General features: G+C 64.3%; 27 protein-coding genes. 22 read left to right on the forward strand and 5 right to left on the reverse strand.

Annotated features, from left to right (window positions below; translation table 11 throughout):
* Window positions 1-60 precede the first annotated feature (60 nt).
* The 6 genes from fliF to FMZ75_RS06900 all read left to right on the forward strand — a co-directional run bounded on the left by fliF (window position 61) and on the right by FMZ75_RS06900 (window position 8,106).
* Window positions 61-1,710 (forward strand): flagellar basal-body MS-ring/collar protein FliF, encoded by a 1,650-nt coding sequence (fliF, locus tag FMZ75_RS06875; protein ID WP_166141805.1) that lies wholly within the window; start codon window positions 61-63, stop codon window positions 1,708-1,710.
* Window positions 1,710-2,366, forward strand: a complete 657-nt coding sequence (locus FMZ75_RS06880) for a hypothetical protein (protein WP_166141806.1) — start codon at window positions 1,710-1,712, stop codon at window positions 2,364-2,366. Before fliF ends, FMZ75_RS06880 begins: the two co-directional genes overlap by 1 nt.
* A complete protein-coding gene (locus FMZ75_RS06885; RefSeq protein ID WP_166141807.1) occupies window positions 2,363-3,472 on the forward strand; it encodes a flagellar motor protein MotB in 1,110 nt (369 codons plus the stop codon). The genes FMZ75_RS06880 and FMZ75_RS06885 overlap by 4 nt, the downstream gene beginning before the upstream one ends.
* The gene (locus tag FMZ75_RS06890; protein WP_166141808.1) at window positions 3,469-4,626 is read left to right on the forward strand and encodes a hypothetical protein; all 1,158 of its coding nucleotides are present in this window, start codon (window positions 3,469-3,471) and stop codon (window positions 4,624-4,626) included. The genes FMZ75_RS06885 and FMZ75_RS06890 overlap by 4 nt, the downstream gene beginning before the upstream one ends.
* A 2,231-nt stretch (window positions 4,627-6,857) precedes the next feature.
* A complete protein-coding gene (locus FMZ75_RS21890; RefSeq protein WP_166141809.1) occupies window positions 6,858-7,568 on the forward strand; it encodes a flagellar hook-length control protein FliK in 711 nt (236 codons plus the stop codon).
* Window positions 7,569-7,614: 46 nt separating this feature from the next.
* Window positions 7,615-8,106 (forward strand): transglycosylase SLT domain-containing protein, encoded by a 492-nt coding sequence (locus FMZ75_RS06900; RefSeq protein ID WP_370464680.1) that lies wholly within the window; start codon window positions 7,615-7,617, stop codon window positions 8,104-8,106.
* 104 nt (window positions 8,107-8,210) lie between these two features.
* Here the strand turns inward: FMZ75_RS06900 and FMZ75_RS06905 are convergent, their stop codons facing one another.
* A complete protein-coding gene (locus FMZ75_RS06905) occupies window positions 8,211-9,407 on the reverse strand; it encodes a hypothetical protein (protein ID WP_244594640.1) in 1,197 nt (398 codons plus the stop codon).
* Window positions 9,408-9,631: 224 nt separating this feature from the next.
* Between FMZ75_RS06905 and FMZ75_RS06910 the strand changes: the two genes are divergently transcribed.
* Complete coding sequence (locus FMZ75_RS06910; RefSeq protein ID WP_166141811.1) at window positions 9,632-10,180, forward strand: hypothetical protein; 549 nt, start codon at window positions 9,632-9,634, stop codon at window positions 10,178-10,180.
* On the opposite strand, the gene FMZ75_RS06915 is transcribed toward FMZ75_RS06910, so the two are convergent.
* The 3 genes from FMZ75_RS06915 to flgF all read right to left on the reverse strand — a co-directional run bounded on the left by FMZ75_RS06915 (window position 10,181) and on the right by flgF (window position 12,743).
* On the reverse strand, window positions 10,181-10,606 hold the full coding sequence (locus FMZ75_RS06915) for a hypothetical protein (RefSeq protein WP_142862258.1): 426 nt from the start codon (window positions 10,604-10,606) through the stop codon (window positions 10,181-10,183).
* Between the two features lie 83 nt (window positions 10,607-10,689).
* Window positions 10,690-12,024: a flagellar protein export ATPase FliI gene (gene fliI / locus FMZ75_RS06920; protein ID WP_166141812.1), complete on the reverse strand. Its 1,335-nt coding sequence runs from the start codon at window positions 12,022-12,024 to the stop codon at window positions 10,690-10,692.
* Window positions 12,021-12,743 carry a flagellar basal-body rod protein FlgF gene (gene flgF / locus FMZ75_RS06925; RefSeq protein WP_108916881.1) on the reverse strand — a complete coding sequence of 241 codons (723 nt, stop codon included), beginning with the start codon at window positions 12,741-12,743 and terminating at the stop codon, window positions 12,021-12,023. Before flgF ends, fliI begins: the two co-directional genes overlap by 4 nt.
* 157 nt (window positions 12,744-12,900) lie before the next feature.
* On the opposite strand from flgF, the gene motA reads away from it, so the two are divergent.
* The 11 genes from motA (at window position 12,901) to flgI (ending at window position 20,850) form a co-directional block, all read left to right on the forward strand.
* Window positions 12,901-13,770 (forward strand): flagellar motor stator protein MotA, encoded by an 870-nt coding sequence (gene motA, locus FMZ75_RS06930; RefSeq protein ID WP_108916820.1) that lies wholly within the window; start codon window positions 12,901-12,903, stop codon window positions 13,768-13,770.
* A gap of 5 nt (window positions 13,771-13,775) precedes the next feature.
* Entirely contained in the window at window positions 13,776-14,723 is a 948-nt protein-coding gene (locus tag FMZ75_RS06935; RefSeq protein WP_142862260.1) for a flagellar motor switch protein FliM, read from the forward strand.
* A 124-nt stretch (window positions 14,724-14,847) separates the two neighbouring features.
* On the forward strand, window positions 14,848-15,150 hold the full coding sequence (gene fliN / locus FMZ75_RS06940) for a flagellar motor switch protein FliN (RefSeq protein ID WP_244594639.1): 303 nt from the start codon (window positions 14,848-14,850) through the stop codon (window positions 15,148-15,150).
* 18 nt (window positions 15,151-15,168) lie between these two features.
* Window positions 15,169-16,194 (forward strand): flagellar motor switch protein FliG, encoded by a 1,026-nt coding sequence (locus FMZ75_RS06945; protein WP_108916817.1) that lies wholly within the window; start codon window positions 15,169-15,171, stop codon window positions 16,192-16,194.
* Between the two features lie 13 nt (window positions 16,195-16,207).
* Window positions 16,208-17,293, forward strand: a complete 1,086-nt coding sequence (locus FMZ75_RS06950; RefSeq protein ID WP_166141813.1) for a flagellar biosynthesis protein FlhB — start codon at window positions 16,208-16,210, stop codon at window positions 17,291-17,293.
* Between the two features lie 72 nt (window positions 17,294-17,365).
* Window positions 17,366-17,749 carry a flagellar basal body rod protein FlgB gene (flgB, locus tag FMZ75_RS06955; protein ID WP_142862263.1) on the forward strand — a complete coding sequence of 128 codons (384 nt, stop codon included), beginning with the start codon at window positions 17,366-17,368 and terminating at the stop codon, window positions 17,747-17,749.
* Window positions 17,750-17,752: 3 nt separating this feature from the next.
* The gene (flgC, locus tag FMZ75_RS06960; protein WP_142862264.1) at window positions 17,753-18,172 is read left to right on the forward strand and encodes a flagellar basal body rod protein FlgC; all 420 of its coding nucleotides are present in this window, start codon (window positions 17,753-17,755) and stop codon (window positions 18,170-18,172) included.
* Window positions 18,169-18,489 carry a flagellar hook-basal body complex protein FliE gene (locus FMZ75_RS06965; RefSeq protein ID WP_142862265.1) on the forward strand — a complete coding sequence of 107 codons (321 nt, stop codon included), beginning with the start codon at window positions 18,169-18,171 and terminating at the stop codon, window positions 18,487-18,489. The genes flgC and FMZ75_RS06965 overlap by 4 nt, the downstream gene beginning before the upstream one ends.
* Before the next feature lie 17 nt (window positions 18,490-18,506).
* Entirely contained in the window at window positions 18,507-19,295 is a 789-nt protein-coding gene (gene flgG / locus FMZ75_RS06970; RefSeq protein ID WP_108916812.1) for a flagellar basal-body rod protein FlgG, read from the forward strand.
* Window positions 19,292-19,756 carry a flagellar basal body P-ring formation chaperone FlgA gene (flgA, locus tag FMZ75_RS06975; protein ID WP_108916811.1) on the forward strand — a complete coding sequence of 155 codons (465 nt, stop codon included), beginning with the start codon at window positions 19,292-19,294 and terminating at the stop codon, window positions 19,754-19,756. The genes flgG and flgA overlap by 4 nt, the downstream gene beginning before the upstream one ends.
* Window positions 19,753-20,850, forward strand: a complete 1,098-nt coding sequence (flgI, locus tag FMZ75_RS06980; RefSeq protein WP_142862266.1) for a flagellar basal body P-ring protein FlgI — start codon at window positions 19,753-19,755, stop codon at window positions 20,848-20,850. Before flgA ends, flgI begins: the two co-directional genes overlap by 4 nt.
* A gap of 9 nt (window positions 20,851-20,859) precedes the next feature.
* On the opposite strand, the gene FMZ75_RS06985 is transcribed toward flgI, so the two are convergent.
* Window positions 20,860-21,069 carry a hypothetical protein gene (locus FMZ75_RS06985; RefSeq protein WP_108916809.1) on the reverse strand — a complete coding sequence of 70 codons (210 nt, stop codon included), beginning with the start codon at window positions 21,067-21,069 and terminating at the stop codon, window positions 20,860-20,862.
* Window positions 21,070-21,384: 315 nt separating this feature from the next.
* Between FMZ75_RS06985 and FMZ75_RS06990 the strand changes: the two genes are divergently transcribed.
* The 4 genes from FMZ75_RS06990 to FMZ75_RS07005 all read left to right on the forward strand — a co-directional run bounded on the left by FMZ75_RS06990 (window position 21,385) and on the right by FMZ75_RS07005 (window position 23,014).
* Window positions 21,385-21,591 carry a hypothetical protein gene (locus FMZ75_RS06990; RefSeq protein ID WP_142862267.1) on the forward strand — a complete coding sequence of 69 codons (207 nt, stop codon included), beginning with the start codon at window positions 21,385-21,387 and terminating at the stop codon, window positions 21,589-21,591.
* 148 nt (window positions 21,592-21,739) lie between these two features.
* A complete protein-coding gene (gene smbP, locus FMZ75_RS06995) occupies window positions 21,740-22,075 on the forward strand; it encodes a small metal-binding protein SmbP (protein WP_244594633.1) in 336 nt (111 codons plus the stop codon).
* Window positions 22,076-22,228: 153 nt separating this feature from the next.
* Window positions 22,229-22,420, forward strand: coding sequence for a hypothetical protein (locus FMZ75_RS07000; protein WP_142862268.1), 192 nt, complete (start codon window positions 22,229-22,231; stop codon window positions 22,418-22,420).
* Between the two features lie 210 nt (window positions 22,421-22,630).
* Window positions 22,631-23,014, forward strand: a complete 384-nt coding sequence (locus FMZ75_RS07005) for a septal ring lytic transglycosylase RlpA family protein (protein ID WP_142862269.1) — start codon at window positions 22,631-22,633, stop codon at window positions 23,012-23,014.
* The last annotated feature ends 248 nt before the right edge of the window (window positions 23,015-23,262 follow it).

Genomic DNA, 23,262 nt, shown 5'->3' on the forward strand with positions numbered 1-23,262 from the left:
CACAAGCCACAGGCGGCACATTGGGGCACCGCATCGCGTCAACCCGATGAAACGCTCCCGATGGACCGCCTAAATCAGCTGCGAGACAATCTGCTCGGACTGGGTCCCCGCAAGCTCGCGGCCCTCGCCATGATCTTCGTCCTCGTCCTGGCGGTGACCGGGGTCGGGGCCTATTATCTTTCGCGTCCGAACTTCGAAGTGCTCTATGCGGGCCTCGATCGCGAGGATGTGAGCCGTATCGGCGCCGCATTGAAGTCGAGCGGCATTCCTTTCGATATCAATCCCGAGGGCAACGCCGTCTCGGTCCATTATGGTCAGACTGCGCCGGCGCGCATGATGCTCGCCGAACGCGGCCTTCCGCAGAGCGCCAATGCGGGCTACGAGCTCTTCGACAAGGTCGGATCGCTCGGCCTCACTTCTTTCATGCAAGAGGTCACGCGCATTCGCGCGCTCGAGGGCGAACTCGCCCGTACCATTCAGCTGATTCGCGGAGTGAAGGCGGCGCGCGTCCATATCGTCCTCGCCGACGAGGGCTCCTTCCGCCGCGCCAAGCAGCCGCCCTCGGCCTCCGTCGTGATTCGTACCGAGAGTCCGGACGATTCGAAGGCGGCGCACGCTATACGCCATCTTGTCGCCGCCTCCATTCCCGGCATGTCGGTCGATCAGGTGACGGTGCTCAACACCGACGGAATGCTGCTCACCACTTCCGCCGGCGACGAGAACGAAGCCGTGCCGAGCAAGACGCTGACGCTGGAGCGCACGGTCGCCAAGGACATTCAGGACAATATCCGTCGCACGCTGACGCCCTATCTGCGCATGTCTAATTTCCAGGTCAGCGTGCGAACGCGCATCAACACCGATCGCAAGCAGACAAATGAGACGATCTTCGATCCCGAATCGCGGATCGAGCGATCGGTGCGCGTCGTCAAGGAGAACTCGACGTCGCAGAACAACAGCACCACCGGCGCCGCCGGCGCGGACCGCAACATTCCGCAGGACAATAGGCCATCCGCCTCCGAGGGAAAGCAGTCCAACGACGAGAACAAGAAAAACGAAGAGCTCACCAATTTCGAGCTCTCGTCCAAGACGATCACCACGGTGAGCGGCGGCTATACGGTGGAAGGCATTTCGATCGCGGTGCTGGTCAATCGCGCGAGCCTCGGCGGGCCGGGCAAAGACGGACCCAAGCCTGAAGCCATCGAGCGACAGATCAAGGAGATCGAGCAATTGGTCTCCACCGCGGCCGGCCTGCGCAAGGAGCGTGGCGACACTGTCAAGGTCTCGGCCGTCGACTTCATGCCGAATGAGAACGACATGGGCCCGGTCGAGGCGCCGGGCTGGGCCGACGCGCTCACCCACCAGCTCGGCTCGGTCATCAACGCCTTTGCGCTGATCGCCGTCACTGTGATGCTCGTCGTTTTCGGTCTGCGTCCGGCGTCGCGCGCTTTGCTCGCCGAGACGCCGGCGACGGCTCTCGCCCAAGATGCCGCGCCGATGCTCGATATGGATAATGCGGTGGAGCTGCCCTTCACGCCGCTCGAAGCGCCGGAATTCACAATGGCCGCGGCCGTCGACACAGGTCTCATCGAAGACATCGCCGATCACGGAAAATTCACTCAGCAGAAACGGCTTGAGCAGCTGATCGAAGCCGATGAGATGCAGGCTGTAGCGATATTGAAGCAATGGATGTATGCGGAGGGACGCGTCTGATGGCGCGCTCGGTCGCCTTTTATCTCCCGCGCTTCGACGAGCCGCCGACGATCATCGCGCCCGAACCGCCTCCGCTCGCGCTCGCGCTAGAGGTCGTAGAGCCGGAGCCGGAGCTCGAAATCCCAGAGGCCGAGCCGGAAGATTTGTGGCCGCGGCTGACCGATGAACTGCGGGAGCAATTGCTCGAGGAGGGGCGAGCGGCCGCCGAGCTCCAATTCGATGAAGAAATCGAGCGCGAGCGCGCAACCTTCGCCCAGCGCTTGGAGGAGGAGCGTCGCCGCTGGTCGCGTGAGGAAGGCGAAAAGCTCGCTCGCGATTTTCGAGACGCGTTGAGCCGTTTCTCCGCGCGCATCGGCGATGATGTCGAGCACATACTCGAGCCTTTCGTGGTGCGCGAGATCCGAGAGCGGATGCTGGCCGGCCTCATAGAGACATTACGAGTCTTGATCGCGGATCGCGAAAATCCAGTGGTCCATCTGAGCGGGCCCGTGGATTTGCTCGAAGCAATCTGCACGAAATTGCATAGCGAGGATATCGCCACCAAGATCGACGACGTCACAGGCGTCGACGTGCGCGCGCGCCTCGATGCGACGACGATCGAAACCCGCCTCGGCGACTGGATGGCGCAGCTGCGCGAAGGGGACGACGCCGCATGAGCGATCACGAGGAAAGCGAGATCATCTTCATCCGCAAGAAGCACGGGGAGGAGGAAGAAGGTCATCACGGCGGCGTCTGGAAGCTCGCCTTCGCCGATTTCATGACCGCAATGATGGCCTTCTTTCTGGTTATGTGGCTCATCAATTCGACCTCGAAGGAAACCAAGGCGGCGATCGTTCAATATTTCAATCCCGTGCAGCTCATCGACTCTAATCCGGCGCATAAGGGATTGCGGGATCCGGCCGAGGCCGGCCAGGGCAAGAGCCAGCAGTCCAGCACTGCGCCCGACCAGGGCGCGATCGCTTCCGCGCCCCCCGGTCCCGCGGAGAAGGGCAGTCCGCAGCGAGAGGCTGCGCTCCTCTATGACCCGATGTCGACGCTCGATGAGATCGACCGCAAATCACCACAAGCTTCGTCCTTCGGCGATCCTTTCGATCGCAGCGCGCATGGCGTCGGCTATGTAGAAGAGCGCATCGAGGACAATGGATCGCCCGATAAATCGATATCCGCCGAGCCTGTGGAGGCGCCGCGCCCGAAGCCCGCTGCTTCGACTCCGCGCGGCGGCTCCAAATCCTCGGCGCTTTCGCAACGCGCGGCGCTCGCAGCGCCGCCGTCCGTCGATGACAAGAAGGGCGAAGCCGCTGCGGCGGGCATGAGGGCCGCGGTCGAAAAGGTCGTCAAGGCCGAGGCCGCCGCTCTGCGCGACATGCCGCATGTCGAAGTGACCGAGACTCAGGAGGGGGTGCTCATCAGCCTCACCGACGACGCCAATTTTTCCATGTTCGCGGTGGGCTCGGTCGAGCCCCGGCCGCAGGCTGTGCGCATCATCGGAAAGATCGGCCAGCTCTTGGCCAAGCAGAGCGGCGAAATCGAGCTGCGCGGACATACGGACGGGCGATCGTATAAATCGGCCGCCTATGATAATTGGCGACTCTCTTCCGATCGCGCCAATATGGCTTATTACATGCTCGTGCGGGGCGGGCTCCCGGAAAAGCGCGTGGTGAAGATCGCGGGCTACGCCGACCGTCGGCCGAAGACCCCCAAAGAGCCGCTCGCGGCGGTCAATCGCCGTATCGAAATTTTGCTGCGCAGGAGCGATCGTTGAGGACCTCTGCGCGCGCAGCTCTCGCCGCCGGCTTGATTCTTGGTCTCTCATTCTGCGCCGATGCAGGCGAGCTCACCGAGCAGGTGCGTGTGCTCAACGCGCTGCAAGGGTCGATGGTGCAGGGCGCCGCCGGCGCTCGCGGCGCGATTCCCGCGCAGATCGAGCGGATCGAGCAGCTCGTCTCCTCTCTCGACGCCGAATCTTGGAAGGAAAGAAGCAATTCTGCCGCCGCGGCCATTTTTCTCTTTTGCGGAGGGCCGTCCCGGACGATCCGCAAGGTCCTCGATGCGCAGCTCGTTCCTGCCGCCGACACGCCGCTGGTCGCCGGCGCGGTCGCCTATGCAGAAGGACGTAACGCGGAGGCCGCCAAGCTACTAACGCCGATCGACGCACGCTCGCTCGGCGACACGCTCGCCGCGCATCTCGCTTTGATCCAGGGCGGATTGTTGATCGCGACGGACAGAGCAAAGGCGCGCGATCTGTTCGATCTTTCGCGTCTGCTGATGCCGAGCTCGCTCGTCGAAGAAGCGGCGTTGCGTCGCGAGATGTCGATTGTCGACGCGGCCAAGGACCCGGTGAAATTTCTGGTGCTCGGACGCCGCTATGGCGCGCAATATGCGAAGTCGCCGTTCGCCCGCAATTATTGGGACGAGATGCGCGCCGCGACCTTGCGCGCAGCCGCGATCGGCGACAATTCCCGCTTGGGAGAGTTTCGAGCGTTGCTGAAAGGAGCCTCGCCTGCTTTGCGCTTCGAGACCCATATGGGAGTCGCGCGTCAAGCTATTCTGAGCGGCCGCGTCGCGCTGGCGACGACCGAGACGCAATATGCAGGACCGCTCGCCGATTCTCCGGTCGGGCGTGCGCGCGTCGAGCTCTACCGCGCTGCGCTCGCCGGTCTCGCTGGCGATTTCGAGACAGCGGAAGTGGAGTTCGAAAAAATAGATCCGAAAATGCTGCCAGCGGCCGACGTCGAGGTCCGCGATATCGTGACCGCCGCGATCAGCCGGCTTCGAGGCGAGTCGGAGGGCGTTTCCTCCGCCGCGCCGACAGCGCCGGCCCTCGAGGCGGTGCGTCCCGAATCGACGATCGAACGCGGCGCGCAACAGGCATTGAGCGACGCCGATGCGCTGCTCCAGCGGGCGACGCGCCGATGAGCTTCGACGCTCTATTCCCCAATTTGCCGACGGGACGTCTGCTCGGCCGCCATGCCGACGCCGCTTCGCCGGCCCCACGCGACGCCGATGGCGCCGATGCGAGTCATTTCGCGTCGCTTCTATCCGATCTCGACGAGCGAAATGCTCCCGCCGCTCGTATGGCGAAGGCCGATTCCAATGGCGCGACGACCGAGAGCGCCGACGATCGTCCCGATCGTCGGCCCGCGTCGGAAGCCGTCGCCACTGACACGGCGAGCAATGCGCCACTGCAAATGCAAGCTTTCGCGACGGTTCCGCCTTTCGATATCGATTGGTCGCCTTCGAGCTCGCGATCGGCTCCGGCGCGATCCGACGCCGAATCCTCGACCGACGAGGTTGCGCCGACCCGCGCCGACGCGAGCGAATCCACTCTCATGGCCAGCGGCGCAGAGAGTGGCGCATCTACCGCATTTACGTCTGTCGGAGCGATAGCGCCCAATCGCATTGCTGACACGGCCGACAGGCGCACGGGAAATGATGCGCCTGTCAGGACGGCGTCGGCGACGACGAATGTCGCGACCGCGAGAGGAGGGGATGCTCTTTCCGCCGGCGATGATCGAGCCGATCTCATCACGAGGACGGATCTGCGCGGCGCATCGGCCGAGGCGGCGACGCCGACACCGACACATCGGAGCGCCGCGACGCTCGAGCGCAAATCGTTCATGGCGACGGCGTCCATTGATGCCGCTGTCGGCCCAAATGTGACGATGGCGATTGGCCCGACTCCGCATTCCTACGAGCGATCCGTGCGAGCCACAGAGTATCCGTACGCCATCGACGTTGGAGCAGCGGATCGAGAAGCGATCGCCAGCGCGTCGCCGGGAAGGATCGCGGCCTCGCTGTCCGCTGCGATGGAAACGTCGATGGACGAGACCTTCGCTCATGCGCCCGACGTCGTCGCGTGGGGCGCCGATACGCGCGCGTCGTCGCGCCATTTGCAAAGCGTCACGGCCTTGCAGCCCTTCGATGACGCGTCCGCGCCGTCGGAGTCGTTCAATGGCGCGTCCGCGCCGGCGCGAACAACGGACAGCCTGACGCCGCGAGCGTCGAACGGCGCGATCGCTGCGGCTCGCGACGTCGACGCCTTGTCCGATCGAGCTTCGATCTCGTCGCAAGATTCGCGAGTCGCGTCGCGGATGACTCCTTTGGAGCCGGCGCGGAGGCAAGACCTCCCAGCATTGCCGTTCGAGAGCACGCCTCTGCCGTCGCAGGCCGCCAAAGACGATAGCGCGAGCGCTGCCTCTGTACGTGATTCGCGCCGCATCGCGACGTCGCAAAACAATCGACCTTCGGTCGAGACGCCGCTCGATACGGCGCAGGCCGATCCGGCCGCGCAGCCGCCGCCAGCGGCCGCTTTCTGGTCGAGCGAGCCGATGGTCGCCGCGAGCACAACCGCCGCGCCTCGATCGGCGCAGACGGCGACGGATGGTGAAGCCATGACGTCGCCCGCCACCCGGCAAACGAGATTCGAGGGCCTCGCCTCGCAATCCGAAGCGGCGTCTCCACGATTCTACGCTGCGGCATCGGCATTCGCCGTTCCGACGGGCGACGATCGCGCCTTCTCGACGCCTATCGATTCGATTGGCGTGGCGGACCGCGCCATTCTTGCTTCGCTCGGCTCCGTCGCCGTGAATCAACGTTCGACGCAAATCGGGATATCGCCTTCGCCGCGCGCGACCTCTGCGAGCGTGATCGGCGATCGTTCTTCGCGGATCGCGCGATCTGCATCCGCTGTGACAGAGATCGACGAGCTGGGCCTTTCCGAGGCGCCTTTGTCCGATTCGCCGGCGCGGCCGGAATGGCGATCGTCGGCGCAGGTCGATGACGGTCGGGCGCTCGGTTCCGCCGCATCGCGGCTCATGCAAACTCCGTCGATTCGTTCGGCTTTGGAATCGCGGCCGGCGTCATCTGTCGAAATCCATGGCGGGTCTCTCGCGACCGATGCATCTGTTGGTGCGATGAGCGTCGCGCCGAGCAATGATCGTGTGGCTACGTCATCGTCGACCGACCGCGCTTCGGGCAATGATTCGAGGTCGAAGTCGTCGGACGCCGCGCAGCCGGTCTCACCGTCCCTAGCCGGCATTGCGCCGCCCATCGGCGCTCCCGGAGCGGACCCGTCGTCGGACTGTGGCCGCCAGTCCGAGCGGCGCTTTTTCGCTGAGACGAGCGACCGGCGCGGGTCGAACGTCGATGTGAGATCCGCGGCTCACGATGTGGGGAATTACGTCCAGGCGCCGACGAGCGTCTCGCCCGCGCAGCCCGACACATCGAATGTCTCGGCGCCGGAACCGATCGGAACGCTCGCAATCTTCGCCCCGTCGACGCAGCTCCCGACCGCTTTCGCAGAATTGCTCGTCCCGCAGGCGCGCAGCCTTCTCGCTTCCGCTTCGCCTGCGTCTGCGCCCGCGACAGCGGCCGCAAGCGCGGCTCCCATTGTCGAAGCGCAGCGTCATGTCGGCGCGCCGAAAATTCTGACGATCGAGCTCGAGCCCGCTTCTCTGGGCGCGGTTACGGTCAAAATGAAGCTCGCGCATTCGGGAATCGATATGCGCATCAGCGTCGAATCGCCAGAGGCGCTGCATCGGCTCGATGCGACGCGCGATCGACTCGTCGAGGCGATGCAGTCGTCTGGCTGCACGGTCGATTCCTGCACGATTCAGATCGGTCAGAACGTCGCGGTCGGCGGAGCTGCGCAAGCGGCGTCGGATAGCGGGGCCGCCTTTGCGCAATCGAGCGGAACAGGCGCCGGACGCGACGAGCAGAGCGTCGATCGACAGGGAGTGGGCCATGGCGGACAGGGCGGAGATCGCAGGCAGAGCGCCAGCGGCGAGGCGAACGATTCGACGCCGAATGGGGAGCCTCGGCGCGTCGCTGCTCGTCGCGGCGACGACGTCTATCTGTGACGCGCGCGCCGACAGCCGACCGGCCTCCAATATTTGCGAAAGGGAGATGATCCGCGCCTCCAATGAGAATGCGGTTCCTCTCGCCGTGCTCTATGCGGTGGCGCTCACCGAAACCGGCCAGAAAGACGGGCTCAACGCTTTCGCGATGAATGTCGAAGGGCGAGCGGTGTTCAGCGCGGATTTCCGCGAGGCGATGATGCGCTTTCTCGCGGCGCGGCGGTCGGGCGCCGTGCTCATCGACATCGGCTGTATGCAGGTGAACCATCACTACCATGGCGCTCGATTTGCGAGCGTGGAGGCGATGTTCGATCCGCGCGCCAATGTCGATTACGCGGCGCGCTTCCTTCGAAATCTCCACAAGAGCGAAGGGAGCTGGACCGCGGCCGTCGCCCGCTATCACGCCGGCCCCAAAAATGCGCCGGCGCAAAAGAGCTACGTATGCGCAGTGATCGCGAATATGGTCGCCAGCGGTTTCGGCGCTTGGACCGACGCCTCGCGCGATTTTTGTCGTCCACGCCGCGAGTCGGCGTCACGCTGAGCGCATTCGCGCTCGGCGTCCGTCGGCTTTCGATCTTTCCGGCTCACATTTAAGCGCGGAGAGTCTCCAATCTCTCGTTTCGCCGCGCGTTTCGGCCGTGGCCGCTAGCCTGCGGCGCGATGCAGATAGGAGGCGAAGGCGTCGAATATCTTGCGCATCTGCGGCGGCTTGTAGGGAAAGACGTCGACCGGGTCCATATCGTGGACCAGTAGCGTATGGTCGACCTTGAAGACGACCAACTCGCCGCTCTTCGTCTCCGCGCAATCCACTCCGAAATAGGTGAGGCCGACGCATTCGACCAGCGCTTCGAGCGTGGCCGAATGGCGCGTCACGAAATCCGTGTCGAAGGTCGCGAAGAAATGTTCTTCTTCCCGTCGCCGCCGCATGTCCGCTTCCATTCGGGCGTCGACATAAGAGCCGTTCCAGCCCTCCGACACCGCGAGGTGACAAGCGTAGGGACGACGATCGATGAACAGCAGCCGGATCTTCCGAAAGAGGCCGTCCTGTCCGCGACAGTCGACGAAAGGCGAAACGAGATAGAAGCGATCCGATCGCTTGCCGAGATAGAGGCCGAGCCCGATCGGCGTGTCGACCTTTTCCGCGCCACGCTCATTGCGCTGTTCGACGGCGCGGATGACGATCGGATAGCGCAACTCGGCGGCGCACGACTCCGCGACTGCGCACAGCTCGTCGCGTGGGACGCGGCGCAAAATCGGCGTGCGCAGGCCGGCTTCCGTGAGATTGGCGGCGAGCTCGACGGGCTCGAGCATTGAAACGCGGCCGGGCAGATTGACGACCGGCGTCGGCCAATGGGCGAGCAAATCTTCGAGTTCGGCGAGCAGGCGACGGTTCGGGCTCGTGGCGGCGATCGCGACGAAAGCGAGATCGTGATCGGGCAGCGCGCTCGGCAGCTCGCGACCGGGCATCACATAGACCATCGTCAGAGAGATGTCGGAGCCTTCCAGCAGAAACTCCAGCGGTGTGTTGGCGCCGATGTCGGAGGCGGCGACGAAGGCGAGAACGCGCAGCCGCGGATTGGCGCCGCAGCAGGTGCTGCGGAACACGCGCTGCTTGGTGAGCGCCATCGCCTGCCGCTTCAGTCCGATCGCGAGATTTCCTTCGAGCTGATCGATGACGGCGAGATCCATCAGCGCGCCGGCGTGGTCGGGATATTGCTCGCACATGCCGAGCAGGCGGCCGGCGACGCGGCTCAAATCGACGCCGGCGAAAGCGAGCCTCGTGAGCTTCGCCAAGCCGATCGGCAGCGCGTCCATGGGATCCGACGATTGGTCGATACGCATCAATTCACCGTCTGCCCGCTCCGGACTGTCGAACGGAACTCGGCCGCATCATTCGCCGTCTCGCTCTGCGGCGACGAATTTACGCCGTCGACGCGCGTCTCGCGTCGGATGCGATAGCTAGCGGCCCAACATTTCCCGAAGCTTGTCGAATTTTCGCGAGGCGATTCAACTTCGCGCGTTTTTGAGCTATCCATATCCAGTTCATCGATTCGAGGGAGGATCGCATGGCTGACGCTCCTATATCTCGCTTTGATTCGACCCGCCGCAGGCCGCCGAGCAGGAAGCCGAAGGTCGCGTCGGCGCCTTTCGTCGCCGAGCGCCGCGCGTCGCCGCCGCGCCCCGCGCGCGAGTTCGGGGAGCTCGCGCTGCGCACGACGGGCGTCGGTCTCGCCGTCGTTTCGACGGCCTTCGCCGCTTATATGATCTCGGATGTGGAGCGTCGGCCACAATTCGCGGGCCTCGAGCATCTCGCGATCTACAGCCGCCCGACGGTCATCGCCGCAAAGCGAATCCAGACCCAGCTCGCCGATCAGCGGGGGCCGGTCGACTACACGCCGGTCGGCTCGATCGGCGAGCCGCAATCGGAGACCGGCGTTCCCGGCTTCTCGCTGCTCAGCGTGCGTTCCGGCGTCGCTTTGCTGCAGACTCCGACCGCGATCGTCAAAGTTTCGCCGGGCGATGTCGTCGATGGGCTCGGCCGCGTCGCCGCGCTCGAGCGCCGCGGAGAAAAATGGGCGCTCGTCACCGCCGGCGGCGTCATCGTCGGCGATTGATCAACGTCTCGCGGCGGCGCGCGCGATCGCCTGATCGATTTGCGCATTGAACTCCGCGAGCATTCGTTCGGCCTGCCGGGCGCGAGACTTCTCCTGCCGATCGGGATGACAGGCCCAGGCGAGCCGTCGCCGCAGCGCGCCGAGCTTTGCGGGCGAGCCTTCGGCGCGCAGGAGCTCGGCGAGAACGTCCTCGCGCTCGGGTAGCCGAGCGGGTTTGGGCTGTGACGGCGCTTCCCGCAGTTCAGCGCGATCGACGCCATAGGCGCGGCAGACGCGGGCCGCGCGATCCGCAGCGGACGGCGGCGAGGGCCGCGCCTCCTCGCGGAGAATCGCCCCGATGGGCGGCGGACGTAGAGGCCCGGCGTCGCGCTCCTTCGACCGGGACGCTTTTTCCAGGCAGTCGAGAATGGTCGTGAAATCCGTCATGGTTCCGAGCCGCAGGCAGGGCCGGGATCATGACTGCGAAGGAGTGAAAGTTTGGTTGACCGAGCGCCGTGGGCTTTTCCCGCTCAGCCGTGCGCCGCGCCCTGCAGCCTGTCGGCGACCTCGCGGAAGGGGTCGACGCTGGGCGGCGATTGCGGCGACTGCATCAGCGCGTCATAGAGTTTTGGAACGAGCTGGACCGCCTGGTCGAGCTCGGCGTCGGCTCCGCGCTGATAGCCGCCGAGCATTCGCAGATCGCGCGTATCCTCGTAGCGAGACACCAGCGCGCGCAGCTTTTGAACGAGATGCCGCTGCTCCGGCTTCCAGGCGTGATGCGCGAGGCGCGATATCGAGGCTTTGAGATCGATCGCCGGGTAGCGGCCCTGTTCGGCGATGGCACGGTCGAGCACGATATGGCCATCGAGCGTGCCGCGCACGCAGTCGGCGATCGGATCATTGTGATTGTCGCCGTCGACGAGAACGGAATAGACGCCGGTGATCGATCCACTCCCTTCCTCGCCGGGGCCGGCGCGCTCGAGCAGCCGCGGAATATCGGCGAATATGCTCGGCGTGTAGCCATGCGCCACCGGCGGCTCGCCAGCCGCCAGCGCCACCTCGCGCGAGGCGTGCGCGAAGCGCGTCACCGAATCGACGATGAGCAGCACATTGCGTCCCATGTCGCGGAAATATTCCGCGATCGTCGTCGCGGTGAGCGGCGCGAGACGGCGCATCATCGGGCTTTCGTCGCCGGTAGCGACGACGACGATGGCCTCGCTCGCCTGTCCGCCGAGCACTTCGTCGAGAAATTCGCGCACCTCGCGGCCGCGTTCGCCGACGAGGCAAATGACCACATTGTCGAAGCCCGGCGCGCGCGCCAGCATGGCGAGCAGGGTCGATTTGCCGACGCCCGAGCCGGCGAAAATGCCGATGCGCTGTCCGGCGCAGATCGGCGTGAAGCAATCGACCGCCTTGACGCCGGTGCGCACGCCGACGTTCACCCGGGCACGGCGCATCGCCCTGGGCGCGGCGGCGTCGACGTCGAAGGCCGAATCGCCCATGGACAGGGGGCCGTGCTCGTCGATCGGTCGGGCGAATGCGTCGAGCACGCGTCCCGACCAGTCGAGATTGGGCGCGACGGCGATGGGGCCGGCGCGATAGGCGGACGAATTGAGGCCGATGCGCACGCGATTGTCGAAGGATTTGACGATCGCTCCCTCTTTGCCGACGCGCACGACCTGGCCCAGCGCGCCATCCTTCGGCGCCCCTATGCGCACGCATTCGCCGAGCTCGACGAATTCGGACAGGCCGCTAATGCGGCAATACGACGGCGTCACCTCGGTCACGAGCCCGAAGACGCGTATAGGCTCGGCGCGGCGCTGATGGCGCTCGACCGCCTCACGGAGACGCTGCAGCGACGTCATGAGCCGCCGAGCGTGCGAATGGCTTCACGTTGCGAGCTGTCGAGCATGTCGTTCATCGAGCTCACGCTGTCGAAGGCGCGCGACGTGGCGATCAGCTTGGCCATTTCGTGAATCGGATTGACATTGGAGCCCTCGATGAAGCCTTGCTGCACGCCATTGCGCACGAAATCCAGCACAGCGGTCGCCGGCTTGGAAGGAATGATACTCGCGTTGGGCCCGCGCGTGAGCTCTGCGGTCTCGTCTATGGCGAAGAGGCCGACGGCGCCGATTTGGCGGCCGCTCTGCGTGATCATGCCGTCGCGCGAGATCATCGGCGGCCCGGCGGTCGGGTCGAGCACGATGGGCGAATTGCCGGCGTCGAGAATCGGAAAGCCAGAGACCGTCTGCAGATCGCCGGTCTCGTTCATGCGCATACGACCGTCGCGCGTGTAGGCGGTTCCGTCCGGCGTGCGAATGCCGAAGAAGCCTTTGCCTACTATGCCCATGTCGTAAGGGTCGCCCGTCTTGGTGAGCTCGCCCGCCGCACGCGAGATGAAATCCTTGCCGGACGACACGTAAGCGATCTTGCTCGTATCCGTTTGGGAAACGACCTGCTGAAAGCTCACGCCCTCGGCGCGGTAGCCGGGAGTCGCCGCATTGGCGATGTTGTTGGCGAGCGTCTCCAGCCGCTTGTCGACCGAAACCTGCGCCGAAAGCGAGACGTAAAAAGCCGATTGCATGTTGCCGATATCCGTGCGCAGCGTCGCGGCGCGATTCCCGCCGCTCGTCACGCAAGCTGACCGGTTTTGCTTGCGTGAGGCTGAAAGAAAATGTCAGCTTCGCGCAAGCGAGGATGACTAATTCGTTAATCGAATTTCCATCGGGAGAGACGGCGTCATGGGATTCTTCGTCGGGCTGATCATCACGATGGGATGCATGTTCGGAGGCTTCGCCGCGCTCGGCGGCCATTTGATCGTGCTGTGGCAGCCTTGGGAGTTCGTGATCATCATGGGCTCCTCGCTCGGCACTTTCGTCGTCGCCAATCCGACCAAGGTCATCATGGACACCGGCAAGGCGCTCGGCCAGGCCATCCTCGACAAGGGCCCCAAGCATCGCGACTTCCTCGACATCCTCGGTCTTCTGCACGCGCTGATGCGCGAATTGCGCAGCAAGCCGCGCAACGAGGTCGAGGCGCATGTCGACAATCCGGCCGAATCGAAGATTTTCACCGCTTTTCCGAAGGTGCTCGCCAATAAGGAGATGACCACCTTCATCTGCGACTATTGCCGGCTCTTCATCATCGGCAATGTCCGCACCTTCGAGATCGAGGCGCTGATGGACGAGGAGATCGCCGCCATCCGCTATGATCGGCTGAAGCCCTATCATGCGCTCACCTCGGTCGGCGACGGCCTGCCGGCGCTCGGCATCGTCGCGGCGGTGCTCGGCGTCATCAAGGCGATGGGCGCGCTGGATCAATCGCCGGAGCTGCTCGGCGGCCTCATCGGCGCCGCCATGGTCGGCACATTCGCCGGAATTTTCGTGTCCTACGGCATTGTCACGCCGCTCGCCTTCAAGGTGAAGGTGGCGCGCAGCAAGGAATGCCACCTCTATGTCATCGTCAAGCAGACGCTGCTCGCCTTCATGAACGGCGCCATGCCGCAAGTCGCTGTCGAGCACGGACGTAAATCCATTCCCTCTCACGAGCGTCCTTCGATCGACGAGGTCGAGAACGAGACGCTTTCGGGCGGCGCCGCCGAGGCGGCGTGATAGGCATGAGCATGAATGGCGCCGTCGATTTCGCCTCGCAGGGAGTGAAGGAGCGTCTGCTCTCGGGCGGCGGCCCATCGCTCGATCGTATGCCGCTTCTGCGCGCGGTGTTCGACGCGATGGCGACGCAAGTGCAGGAGTCGATGCGCGGTCTCGCCGAAGGCGCGATGCAATTCGCCGTCGAGACCGTGACGGTCGTGCGGGCGAGCGACATCGCGATCGAATGCGAGCGCGTGGCGCTCGCCGCGGCCTATGTCGTTGCCGCCGACTCGGACGCCAAGGCGACGATCGGCGCGGACCGTCGCTTCGTCTTCACGCTGCTCGAAGGATTGTTCGGCTCGGATGGCTCCGAGCCGGCTTACGAGGCGGAGCGCGAGCTCACTGCGATCGAGACGCGCGTCGGCGGACTGGCCTTTGCGCGGGTGACGAATTCGCTTCAGGCGGCTTTCGCTTCATTGGTCGGGGTGAATTTCGCGCTCGAATCTGCGGAGAATCGTCCCGAGCCCGCAGGGGGCGCGCGCAAAAGCGGCTTTTGCGTCGTCTGCCGTTGCCGCTTGCGCGGCTTTGGAACGGAAGGCGCGCTGTTCGTCGCCCTGCCGCAGGCCGCGCTCGATCCCTTGCGGCGCGCATTGTCGCAGGAGGCGTCGACCTCTGCGCCCTCGGGCGCCGATCCGCTTTGGGCGAAGCAGATGAAGGAGCGCGTCACCCAGACCGAGGTGACGCTGAGCGCGGTGATGGAAAAGACCGATATCACCCTCGCCGATGTGGCGCGTTTCGAGATCGGGCAGGTCATCGAGCTGCCCGTGTCGCCGACGGGCCTCGTCGCGCTGATGTGTGAAGGGCAGTCGCTGTTCTGGTGCGAGATCGGCCAGAAGGACGGCTCTTATACGATCCGCATCGACGATTTCGTCGATCAGCAGCAGGAATTCATCGACGACGTCCTGCGCGGCTGAGCTTCGATGCGACGGCCGCCTCGACAATGGAGAGATCGACATGGGTGAGTTCGATTTGGAGAGCTCGAAGAGCGAGGAGCTCGAGCGGCTGATCGGCGGCTCGCGCGCGATCGGCGAGGATTTGATGATGGAGGAGCGGGTGCGCGAGTCGGAGATCGACCCGCGCAGATTCGAGTCTATCCTCCGCATTCCCGTCGTCATGCAGGTGGTGATCGGCTCTGTGACCATGCCGGTCTCGAATCTTCTCAAGCTCGGGCGCGGCGCCGTCGTGCCGCTCGATCAGAAGATCGGCGAGCCGGTCGATGTCGTCGTCAACGGACGTCTCATCGCGCGCGGCGAGGTGGTGGTCGTCGAGGACGACAATACGCGCTTCGGGGTCTCGCTCACCGAGCTCATCGAGCCTGGGAGCGGCGCGCGGCGCATGTGACGGAGGCGGGAGCCCGCGATGACCAGTCTGATTGCGGCCGATGCGGGCCGCACGCTCAATGGCCCGGAGAAAGTCGCGGCGCTGTTGCTGTCGGTGGACAAGGATGTGGCGCAGCGCGTTCTGAAGCATTTCGACCAGAACGAACTGCGTCAGATCACGAAATTCGCCGCCGGCCTCGGCGCGGTCCCGGCGAGCGCCATAGAGCCGCTCATCGACGATTTCATGGCGCAGTTGGAGAGCGGCGGCTCTGAGCTTCGCGGCACGGCGGGCGAGGCGGAGAAGCTGCTCGCGGGCGTGATCCCGCCCGAGCAGATCGCCGAAATCATGTCGGATGTGCTCGGCAGCTCCAACGGCGCGGTCTGGGATCGAGTCGGCGCCGCGCCGGAAGCGGCCTTTATCGATTATCTCTCCAAGGAGCATCCGCAGACGGCGGCCTTGGCCTTGTCGCGGATCGATCCGACGCGCGCAGCCAAGGCGCTCTCGGTTCTTCCCGCCGATTTCCGTGACGACGTCATGCGTCGGATGCTCTCCTCCAAGGCGGTGACCGACGAGGCGCTGCGTCTGGTCGAGACGACCTTGCAGGAGGATCTTCTACAAAATTCAGAGCTCACGGCTTCTGCGGCGAAGAACGCCAAGCTCGCGGCCATCATCAATAAAATGGAGCGCGAGCACGCCGAAGGCTTGTTGCGCAGCCTGTCCGAGCGGCGCCCGCGCGACGCCGAAGCGCTGAAGGGCATGTTGTTCAATTTCGAGGACATCACCAAGCTCAATGTCCGCGCGCGCATGATCTTGTTCGACGCCATTCCCGCCGATCGCGTCATCATGGCGCTACGCGGCGCCGAGGTGGATGTTCGTGACTTCGTGCTCGCAGCGCTGTCGGCGCGCACGCGGCGCATGGTGGAGGCCGAGCTGGGGAGCGGGGCGACGCCGCCGCGTCGCGACATAATGGAAGCCCGCCGAATCATCGCCGACACGGTTCTGCGGCTGGCCGAGCAAGGCAAGATCGATCTTTCGAGCGCATCGTCCGAGGAGGCCGCCGAATGACGGCCTCTGAGCGATGAGCGATACGGAAGACAAGGAATCACGAACAGAAGAGGCGACAGAGAAGAAAATTCTCGACGCTTTGGAAGAGGGCAAGACGCCCGTCTCCCGCGACTTGTCGATCGCCACGCTCTTTCTCACTTTTCTGCTTTGCGCCGCTTTCGTCGTGCAGACGATCGGCTCGCGTCTGGTCGGCTCGCTGGGGCTGATGCTCGGCAATGTCGGACAATTCTCGCTCGCCAACGCCGCCGACGCTTACGTGCAGTCGCAGACGGTCGTGCTGGAGACTGCGGGATTTCTCGCGCCGATTCTCGGAATGTTCATCGTCTCGGCGCTCGTCGCCGCCTTTGTCCAGGGCTCGCCGCGGCTCGTCTTCAAGCGCATCGAGCCGGATGTGTCGCGCATCTCGCCACAGGAGGGCATGAAGCGAATCTTCAGCGTCACCGGCCTCGTCGAACTCGCGAAATCCGTCGCCAAGATCGTCATCATCGCCGGCGCCGTGATATTTTCGCTCAATGTCGACCGCGGCCTCATCATCGATTCGATGCGCGTCGAGCCGGGCCAGACGCCCGGACTGCTGCTGAAGCTGGTTATTCGGCTGACGAGCGTCGTCTGCATTCCGGTGGTCCTGCTGGCGATGGCCGATTTCGCCTGGAGCCGCACGAAATGGCGCCGCGACATGCGCATGAGCCGCCAGGAGATCAAGGAAGAGTTCAAGCAGTCGGAAGGCGATCCGATGATGAAGGCGCGCCTGCGCTCCATCGCGCTCGATCGTTCGCGCAGGCGCATGATGGCGGCGGTTCCGCAAGCGACTTTCGTCATCGCCAATCCGACGCATTACGCCATTGCGCTGCGCTACGTGCGCGAGGAGGGCGGCGCGCCGCGCGTCGTCGCCAAGGGAACCGATCTCATTGCGCTCAAGATCAGGGAGCTCGCCGAGGCGAATGGCGTTCCGGTGCTCGAACGCCCGCCGCTGACGCGTGCGATGTACGATCATGTCGAGGTCGACAAGATGATTCCGACGGAATTCTATCGTCCGATCGCGGAGCTCATTCACTTTCTGCACAACACTGGCCAGGCCTCGCGTGCTGCGTCTCGCTGATCGCCGTCGCAAGTCCAGCCTGACGCAAGACCGAACGGATAATTTTCCGTTACCAAATCTGCGCGGGGCATCATGGTCGAGCCGGTCTATCTCTTCGATCTCGTCGAAAAGCAGCGGAGCTGGCTCTCCGCGCGTCAGTCGGCCGTCGCTCAAAATATCGCCAACGCCAACACGCCCGGCTACAAGGCCGTCGATGTCGCGCCCTTCTCCAAGGTTCTGGATCGTAGCGCATTGGAGCTCGCGGGCACCAATGGTCTGCATATTCAGACTGCGGCTTTCGATCCGCACGCCTCCTCGCCCAAGGAGAGCGGGAATTGGGAGACGAGCCTCTCGGGCAATTCGGTCAGCCTCGAGCAGGAGATGATGAAGGCGGGCGAAATTCGAGGCGCCTTTTCGCTCAGCACCAGCATATTGAAATCTTTCCACGGAATGTGGATGTCGACGTTGAAGGGGTAAGAGATGGATGCGCTCAAAGCCTCCATGAAAATTTCCGGGGCGGGCCTCGAGGCGCAATCCTCCCGTCTGCGCGTCGTCGCGGAGAACATGGCCAATGCGCGGTCCACGGGCGCGACCGCCGGCTCCAATCCTTATGTGCGCAAGACGGTCACTTTCGCCAATGAGCTCGATCGCGCGACCGGCGCGGAGCTCGTCCACATCGGCGCCGTCGGCGTCGATCGCACGCCGTTTCGCGTGGAGCACGATCCCGGCAATCCGGCCGCCGACAAAAACGGCAACGTCAAATTTCCGAATGTGAATATTCTCACGGAAGTCGCCGATATGCGCGAAGCCAATCGCGCTTATGAGGCCAATCTCCAGGTCATGAAGCAGACGCGCGATCTGCTCACCATGACGATCGATCTGCTGAAGGGAAGCCAATGATCGGACTCGTTCCCGGAATCGTCGCCTCGGTCGCCTCCAATGTGGGCGTGTCCGCCTTGAGCGGAGCGACAAAGGGCGCGGCGGCGTCGTCGGTCGACGGCGCGTCTTTCACCCAAGTGCTCGAGCAGGTCACGACGGATGTCGTCGACAAAGTGAAGTCGAGCGAAGCGGCCTCCATCGCCGGCGTGCAGGGCAAGGCTTCGGTGCAGCAGGTGGTGGACGAGATCATGTCGGCCGAGCGCGCTCTGCAGACGGCGATCGCCATGCGCGACAAGGCGGTAGGCGCCTATCAGGAAATCAGCCGTATGGCGATTTGAAAAAGGAACGGTAAGTCATGCGAGCGCTCGCCATCGCGGCAACGGGCATGAACGCCCAGCAGCAGAATATCGAAGTTCTCTCCAACAATATCGCCAATATCAATACGACGGCGTTCAAGCGCTCGCGCGCGGAATTCACCGATCTGCTCTATCAGGCGGACCGCTTGCAGGGCGTGTCCAACCGCGGCCGCGACGCGACGATCCCGGAAGGCTCGCAGACCGGCCTCGGCGTGCGCCTCGCGGCGATCCGCAGCTTGCAGACGCAAGGGTCGCTCACGCAGACGGGCAATCAGCTCGATCTCGCATTGCAAGGCCGCGGCTGGTTTCAGATCGTCGGCCCGGACAGCGAGACGGTCTATACGCGCGCCGGCTCTTTCAGCACCAACGCCAATGGGCAATTGGTGACGGGCGACGGCTATCTGGTGACGCCGACTATCGTGGTTCCCAACAACGCCACGGCGATCACCATCAATCAATCGGGCATCGTCTCGGCGACGATCGGCGGTCAGACGACGCCGCAGCAGCTCGGCCAGCTGACGATCGCGAATTTCGCCAATGAATCCGGTCTCGAGGCGCTGGGCGGCAATCTTTTCCGGCAGACGGTCGCCTCCGGCGCGCCGGTCGTCGGCGTGCCGGGTGATCCTGGCTTCGGCACGCTCAGCCAATATTATCTCGAGAGCTCGAATGTCGATCCGGTCAAGGAGCTCGTCAATCTCATCTCCGCGCAGCGCGCCTTCGAGCTCAGCTCCAAGGTGATCCAGGCGGTGGACGAGATGGAGGGCACGGTCTCGAAAGGAATCAGATGATGCGCCTTCCGCGTCTCGTCGCTTTCGCGCTGGCCGCGGCCCTTTGCGGCCACGCGCCGGTCGGCGCGCAGGAGCGTATGCTCCCCGTGCCGCTCGCCGTCATCTATCCCGGCGACGTCATTCGCGACTCCATGCTCGGCGAACGGGCTTTCGGCTTCGGCGCAGGCGCGGACGGCTCGGTCGCGGAGACGAAAGGCGCGCTCATCGGCAAAGTGGCGCGGCGCACGCTGCTGCCGGACCGGCCGATTCCGACGATCGCGGTCGACGCCCCCAAGGTCGTGACGATCAACGCCTCGGTGAAGATCGTCTTCGACGAAGGCGGCATGGTCATCATCGCTTATGGCTCCGCGCTGCAGGCCGGCTCGGTCGGCGATCTCATCCGCGTGCGCAATCAGGACAGCGGGCTCGTCGTCAATGGCCGCGTGCAGCCGGACGGCTCCATACGCGTGAGCGAGGGATGATGCGCAGATTGATCGCGGCGGTTCTGCTCGTGTTGATGAGCGCGCCGGCGCTCGCTTCGGTGCGCATCAAGGACATTACCTTTCCGCGCGGCGTGCGGGACTATCAGCTGCTCGGCTATGGTCTCGTGGTCGGTTTGCAGGGCACGGGCGACACGCTGCGCAATGCGCCTTTCACCGAGCAATCGGTGTCCTCCATGCTGGATCGCCTCGGCGTCAATGTGCGCAACAGCGCGCTGCGCACGCGCAATCTCGCCGCGGTGATGGTGACGGCGGCGCTGCCGCCCTTCGTCGGCTTCGGCTCGACGATCGATGTGACCGTGTCGGCGATGGGCGACGCCACCTCGCTGATGGGCGGCACGCTGCTGCTGACGTCGCTCACCGGCATCGACGGCAATGTCTATGCGATCGCGCAAGGACCGATCGCAGTCTCGGGCTTCGCCGTCGGCGGCCAGAACGAGACGCTGACTCACGGCGTCGCGACAGTGGGGCGCGTGCCCAATGGCGCGACGATCGAGCGCGACGCCCCGCGTCCCTCCGGCGACAATGGCGCGCTGGTGCTGGAGCTGCGCAATCCGGATTTCGAGACCGCGGTGCGCATCGCCGACGCCATCAATCGTTACACGCAAGGAAAATATCGTCAGCGGCTGGCGCGCGAGCGCGACGAGCGCAGCGTCGCGCTGACGGCGACGCGCGGCGGCGCGACGCGGCTGCTCGCAGAAATCGGCGAATTGCGCGTCGAGCCGAGCACGCCCGCGCGTGTCGTCATCGACGAGCGCACGGGCACGGTGGTGATCGGCCAGGACGTGAAGATTTCGCCGGTGGCGTTGACGCATGGCGGCCTCACCGTGCGCATCAATGAGACGCCGGAGGTCTCGCAGCCGGCGCCTTTCTCCAATGGCAGGACGACGGTCACGACCCAGACGCGCATCACCGCGACCGAGGAGGTCGGCGGCGTCGCGACGCTGGAGGGGCCGACCTTGCGCACGCTGGTGCGCGGGCTCAATCAAATCGGCCTCAAGCCGACCGGCATCATCTCGATCCTGCAGGCGATCAAGACCGCGGGCGCCCTACAGGCGGATCTCGTCATTCAATGACGTGAAATCTCAATGCGGTCGGCTGGTTCGCAAGGCGCTCTCCAGCGCCATGATCACCGGTATGATGGCGGCCTTCTCACGTTGCGCGGCGGCGTAGAGTTCGTCGCCGGCCTCCTGCTCGATCCGCTGCAGCGACTCGAGCTGACGCTCGAGGCATTCGAGCAGCGTCGCCGCGTCGACGCGCTCGAGCGTGAGCGAGAGCTCGATCTGATCGCCCATTCGGTCCTCCGCTATGCGCATGGTTTCCCCGCCTAATCTGGGAGAGAGAGGCTCCCGGCGGTAGGGGCGTCGATGCGCATGATCATGGCGCCGGCGAGCAGGCTCGCTTTCCGGCCCATCCGCGAAGCGACCGCGGCGCGATTGCGGATTGGCGCGACTTCAAAGATAATCGCCGAGACGCTCGAGCGTGGGCGTTCCGACCAACCGAGGGCCTCGGCCCGACCGGCGAATCTGATTGAGGCCCCTCAAAGGGAATTCGAGCGCTCTTGCCGCTCCCGCTCTCAGGCTCGCCCAAGCGAGTGAGAGAGAACAAAAATGGCAAAGAATTCTCTGATCGCCCTATTGCAAGAAAAGCTCGACGCGGCGCGCCGGGAATTGCGCTCGGCGGCCGTCGATTTCGAGGTTTCGGACGAGCAGCTGCTCGACCTGCGCGCCAGCGCGCGGCAACTCCTCCTAGAGCTCAAGGAACAGGATCGTCGGGCCGCGCAGAAAGGTCTGCTCGCCTCGTTGAAATTCTGGTGAGTCGCGGCGGGCGCGGCCGAAAATCCCTCTCATGGGCTAGTAAGCCGCCCCGACTTGCATTTAAATGCGCGACATGATCCTCGGCGACCGCGAATAATCGAAACGCTCAGTGACGATGTGCAGGCTGCCGGATCACGAGGAAACGACCATGAAGCTCAGAACCGCCGCTCTCACGCTCGCTTTCGGCGGCGCTCTTTTCGCCTCGACGCTGGCTCGTGCCGACGATCGGCTCGATCGGGCCTCCCATCACGTCGAGGAAGCGATCACTCAGGTCAAGCTGAAGGACACCGGGCTGGTCGCCTATCACGCCGATCTCGCGCTCGAAAAGGCCGAGTCCCTGCAGAAATTCCAGCCCGACGCGCATCTCGCGGCTGCGATCGACCATTTGAAAGCGGCGATCGAGGAGGCTCGCCAAAATCATCTCGCGCCCGCCGGCGATCATGTGAAGGCGGCTGACGCCGAGCTCAAGCAGGTCGCCAAGTAAGTTCGATCTGATTTCGAACCCTCGGCGCGGGCGCGCGTTCCACCTCCCCTCGAGGGAGGTGGAACGCTGAAGGCGCCCGGGCAGGGGCGTTTCCGCCATGTCTTTGCCGTGCAGAACCGCTTCCTGAGGGAAGCGGCGGAAAGATCGTCGGCCATGCCGGCCGCGACGCTGCCGATCCAAAATGGCGGCGCGCTCGCGCTCCTCTATAGCGCCATCGTCTCATTTTCGCGCTCGCCCGGCCCGGTCGCTTTGCGCTCGATCCTCCTCTTCACGAAAAAGCTTGACAGCCTCGCTGCAGATTCTCGAAATCTGTGCCATTTATGTCACAGAAAAGTAGATCGATGACAAATATATTGCAAAATACATTAGTCTATATTTGAGGATTTAGTATAGATTATCTTGAAATAGTTCGGGCAGACTACTCGGGCTTCTTGTGTGGAACTAGGCAAAATCCGGCGCTGGCGCTCTCGCCACTATTTGATCACAACTCGCCCTTAGCGCAGGTCTACTCGATAGCGCCGTCCGAGCTCGGCCGGCCGTCGGGAGAGAAACGGCATGGGGGATAGCGCATTGAAACAATGGATCATCGGAGCGGCGATTGTTGCAGGTTCGACGACGGCGGCGTGCGAATCCTGGGCCGGGCAATCCGGGGCAGGACAATCCTGGGTGGGTAAGGCCTCTTACTACGGCTATCATGGCCGGACGGCGAGCGGAGGCCGTGTGGGGGCGTTGACGGCGGCCCATCGCAGCCTTCCCTTCGGCTCGCAGGCGCGCGTGACCAATCTCGGCAATGGCCGTTCGGTGGTCGTCACGATCAATGATCGCGGTCCTTTCGTGCGCGGAAGAGTGATCGACGTCTCGGTCCATGCCGCGCAATGTCTCGGCTTTCGATCGGCGGGCCTCGCCCGAGTGAAGGTCGAGCGCGTCGCGGGCGAGTAGGGCGCGTGATCGGAGCCGAAGCGAAGACACGCGCTATTGCTTTGGATTCCCGATCGCTCGCCGCGCGAGCGGCGCGATGATGCGCCTCTCGGGAGCGAGTTTTCGTCCCCTCGCGCGCATCCGCCGCGAGCTATGGTAAACGCGGACTTCTCAATTGGCCGCAAACACAGGAGTTTGGCTTAGGCAAATGTTAAATCGCCTCGCCTATAGAGGAGGGGTCGAGTGATCGTGAGAGTATGCGAGTAACA

The sequence above is a fragment of the Methylosinus sp. RM1 genome, from assembly GCF_011378635.1.
GTDB lineage: Bacteria > Pseudomonadota > Alphaproteobacteria > Rhizobiales > Beijerinckiaceae > Methylosinus > Methylosinus sporium.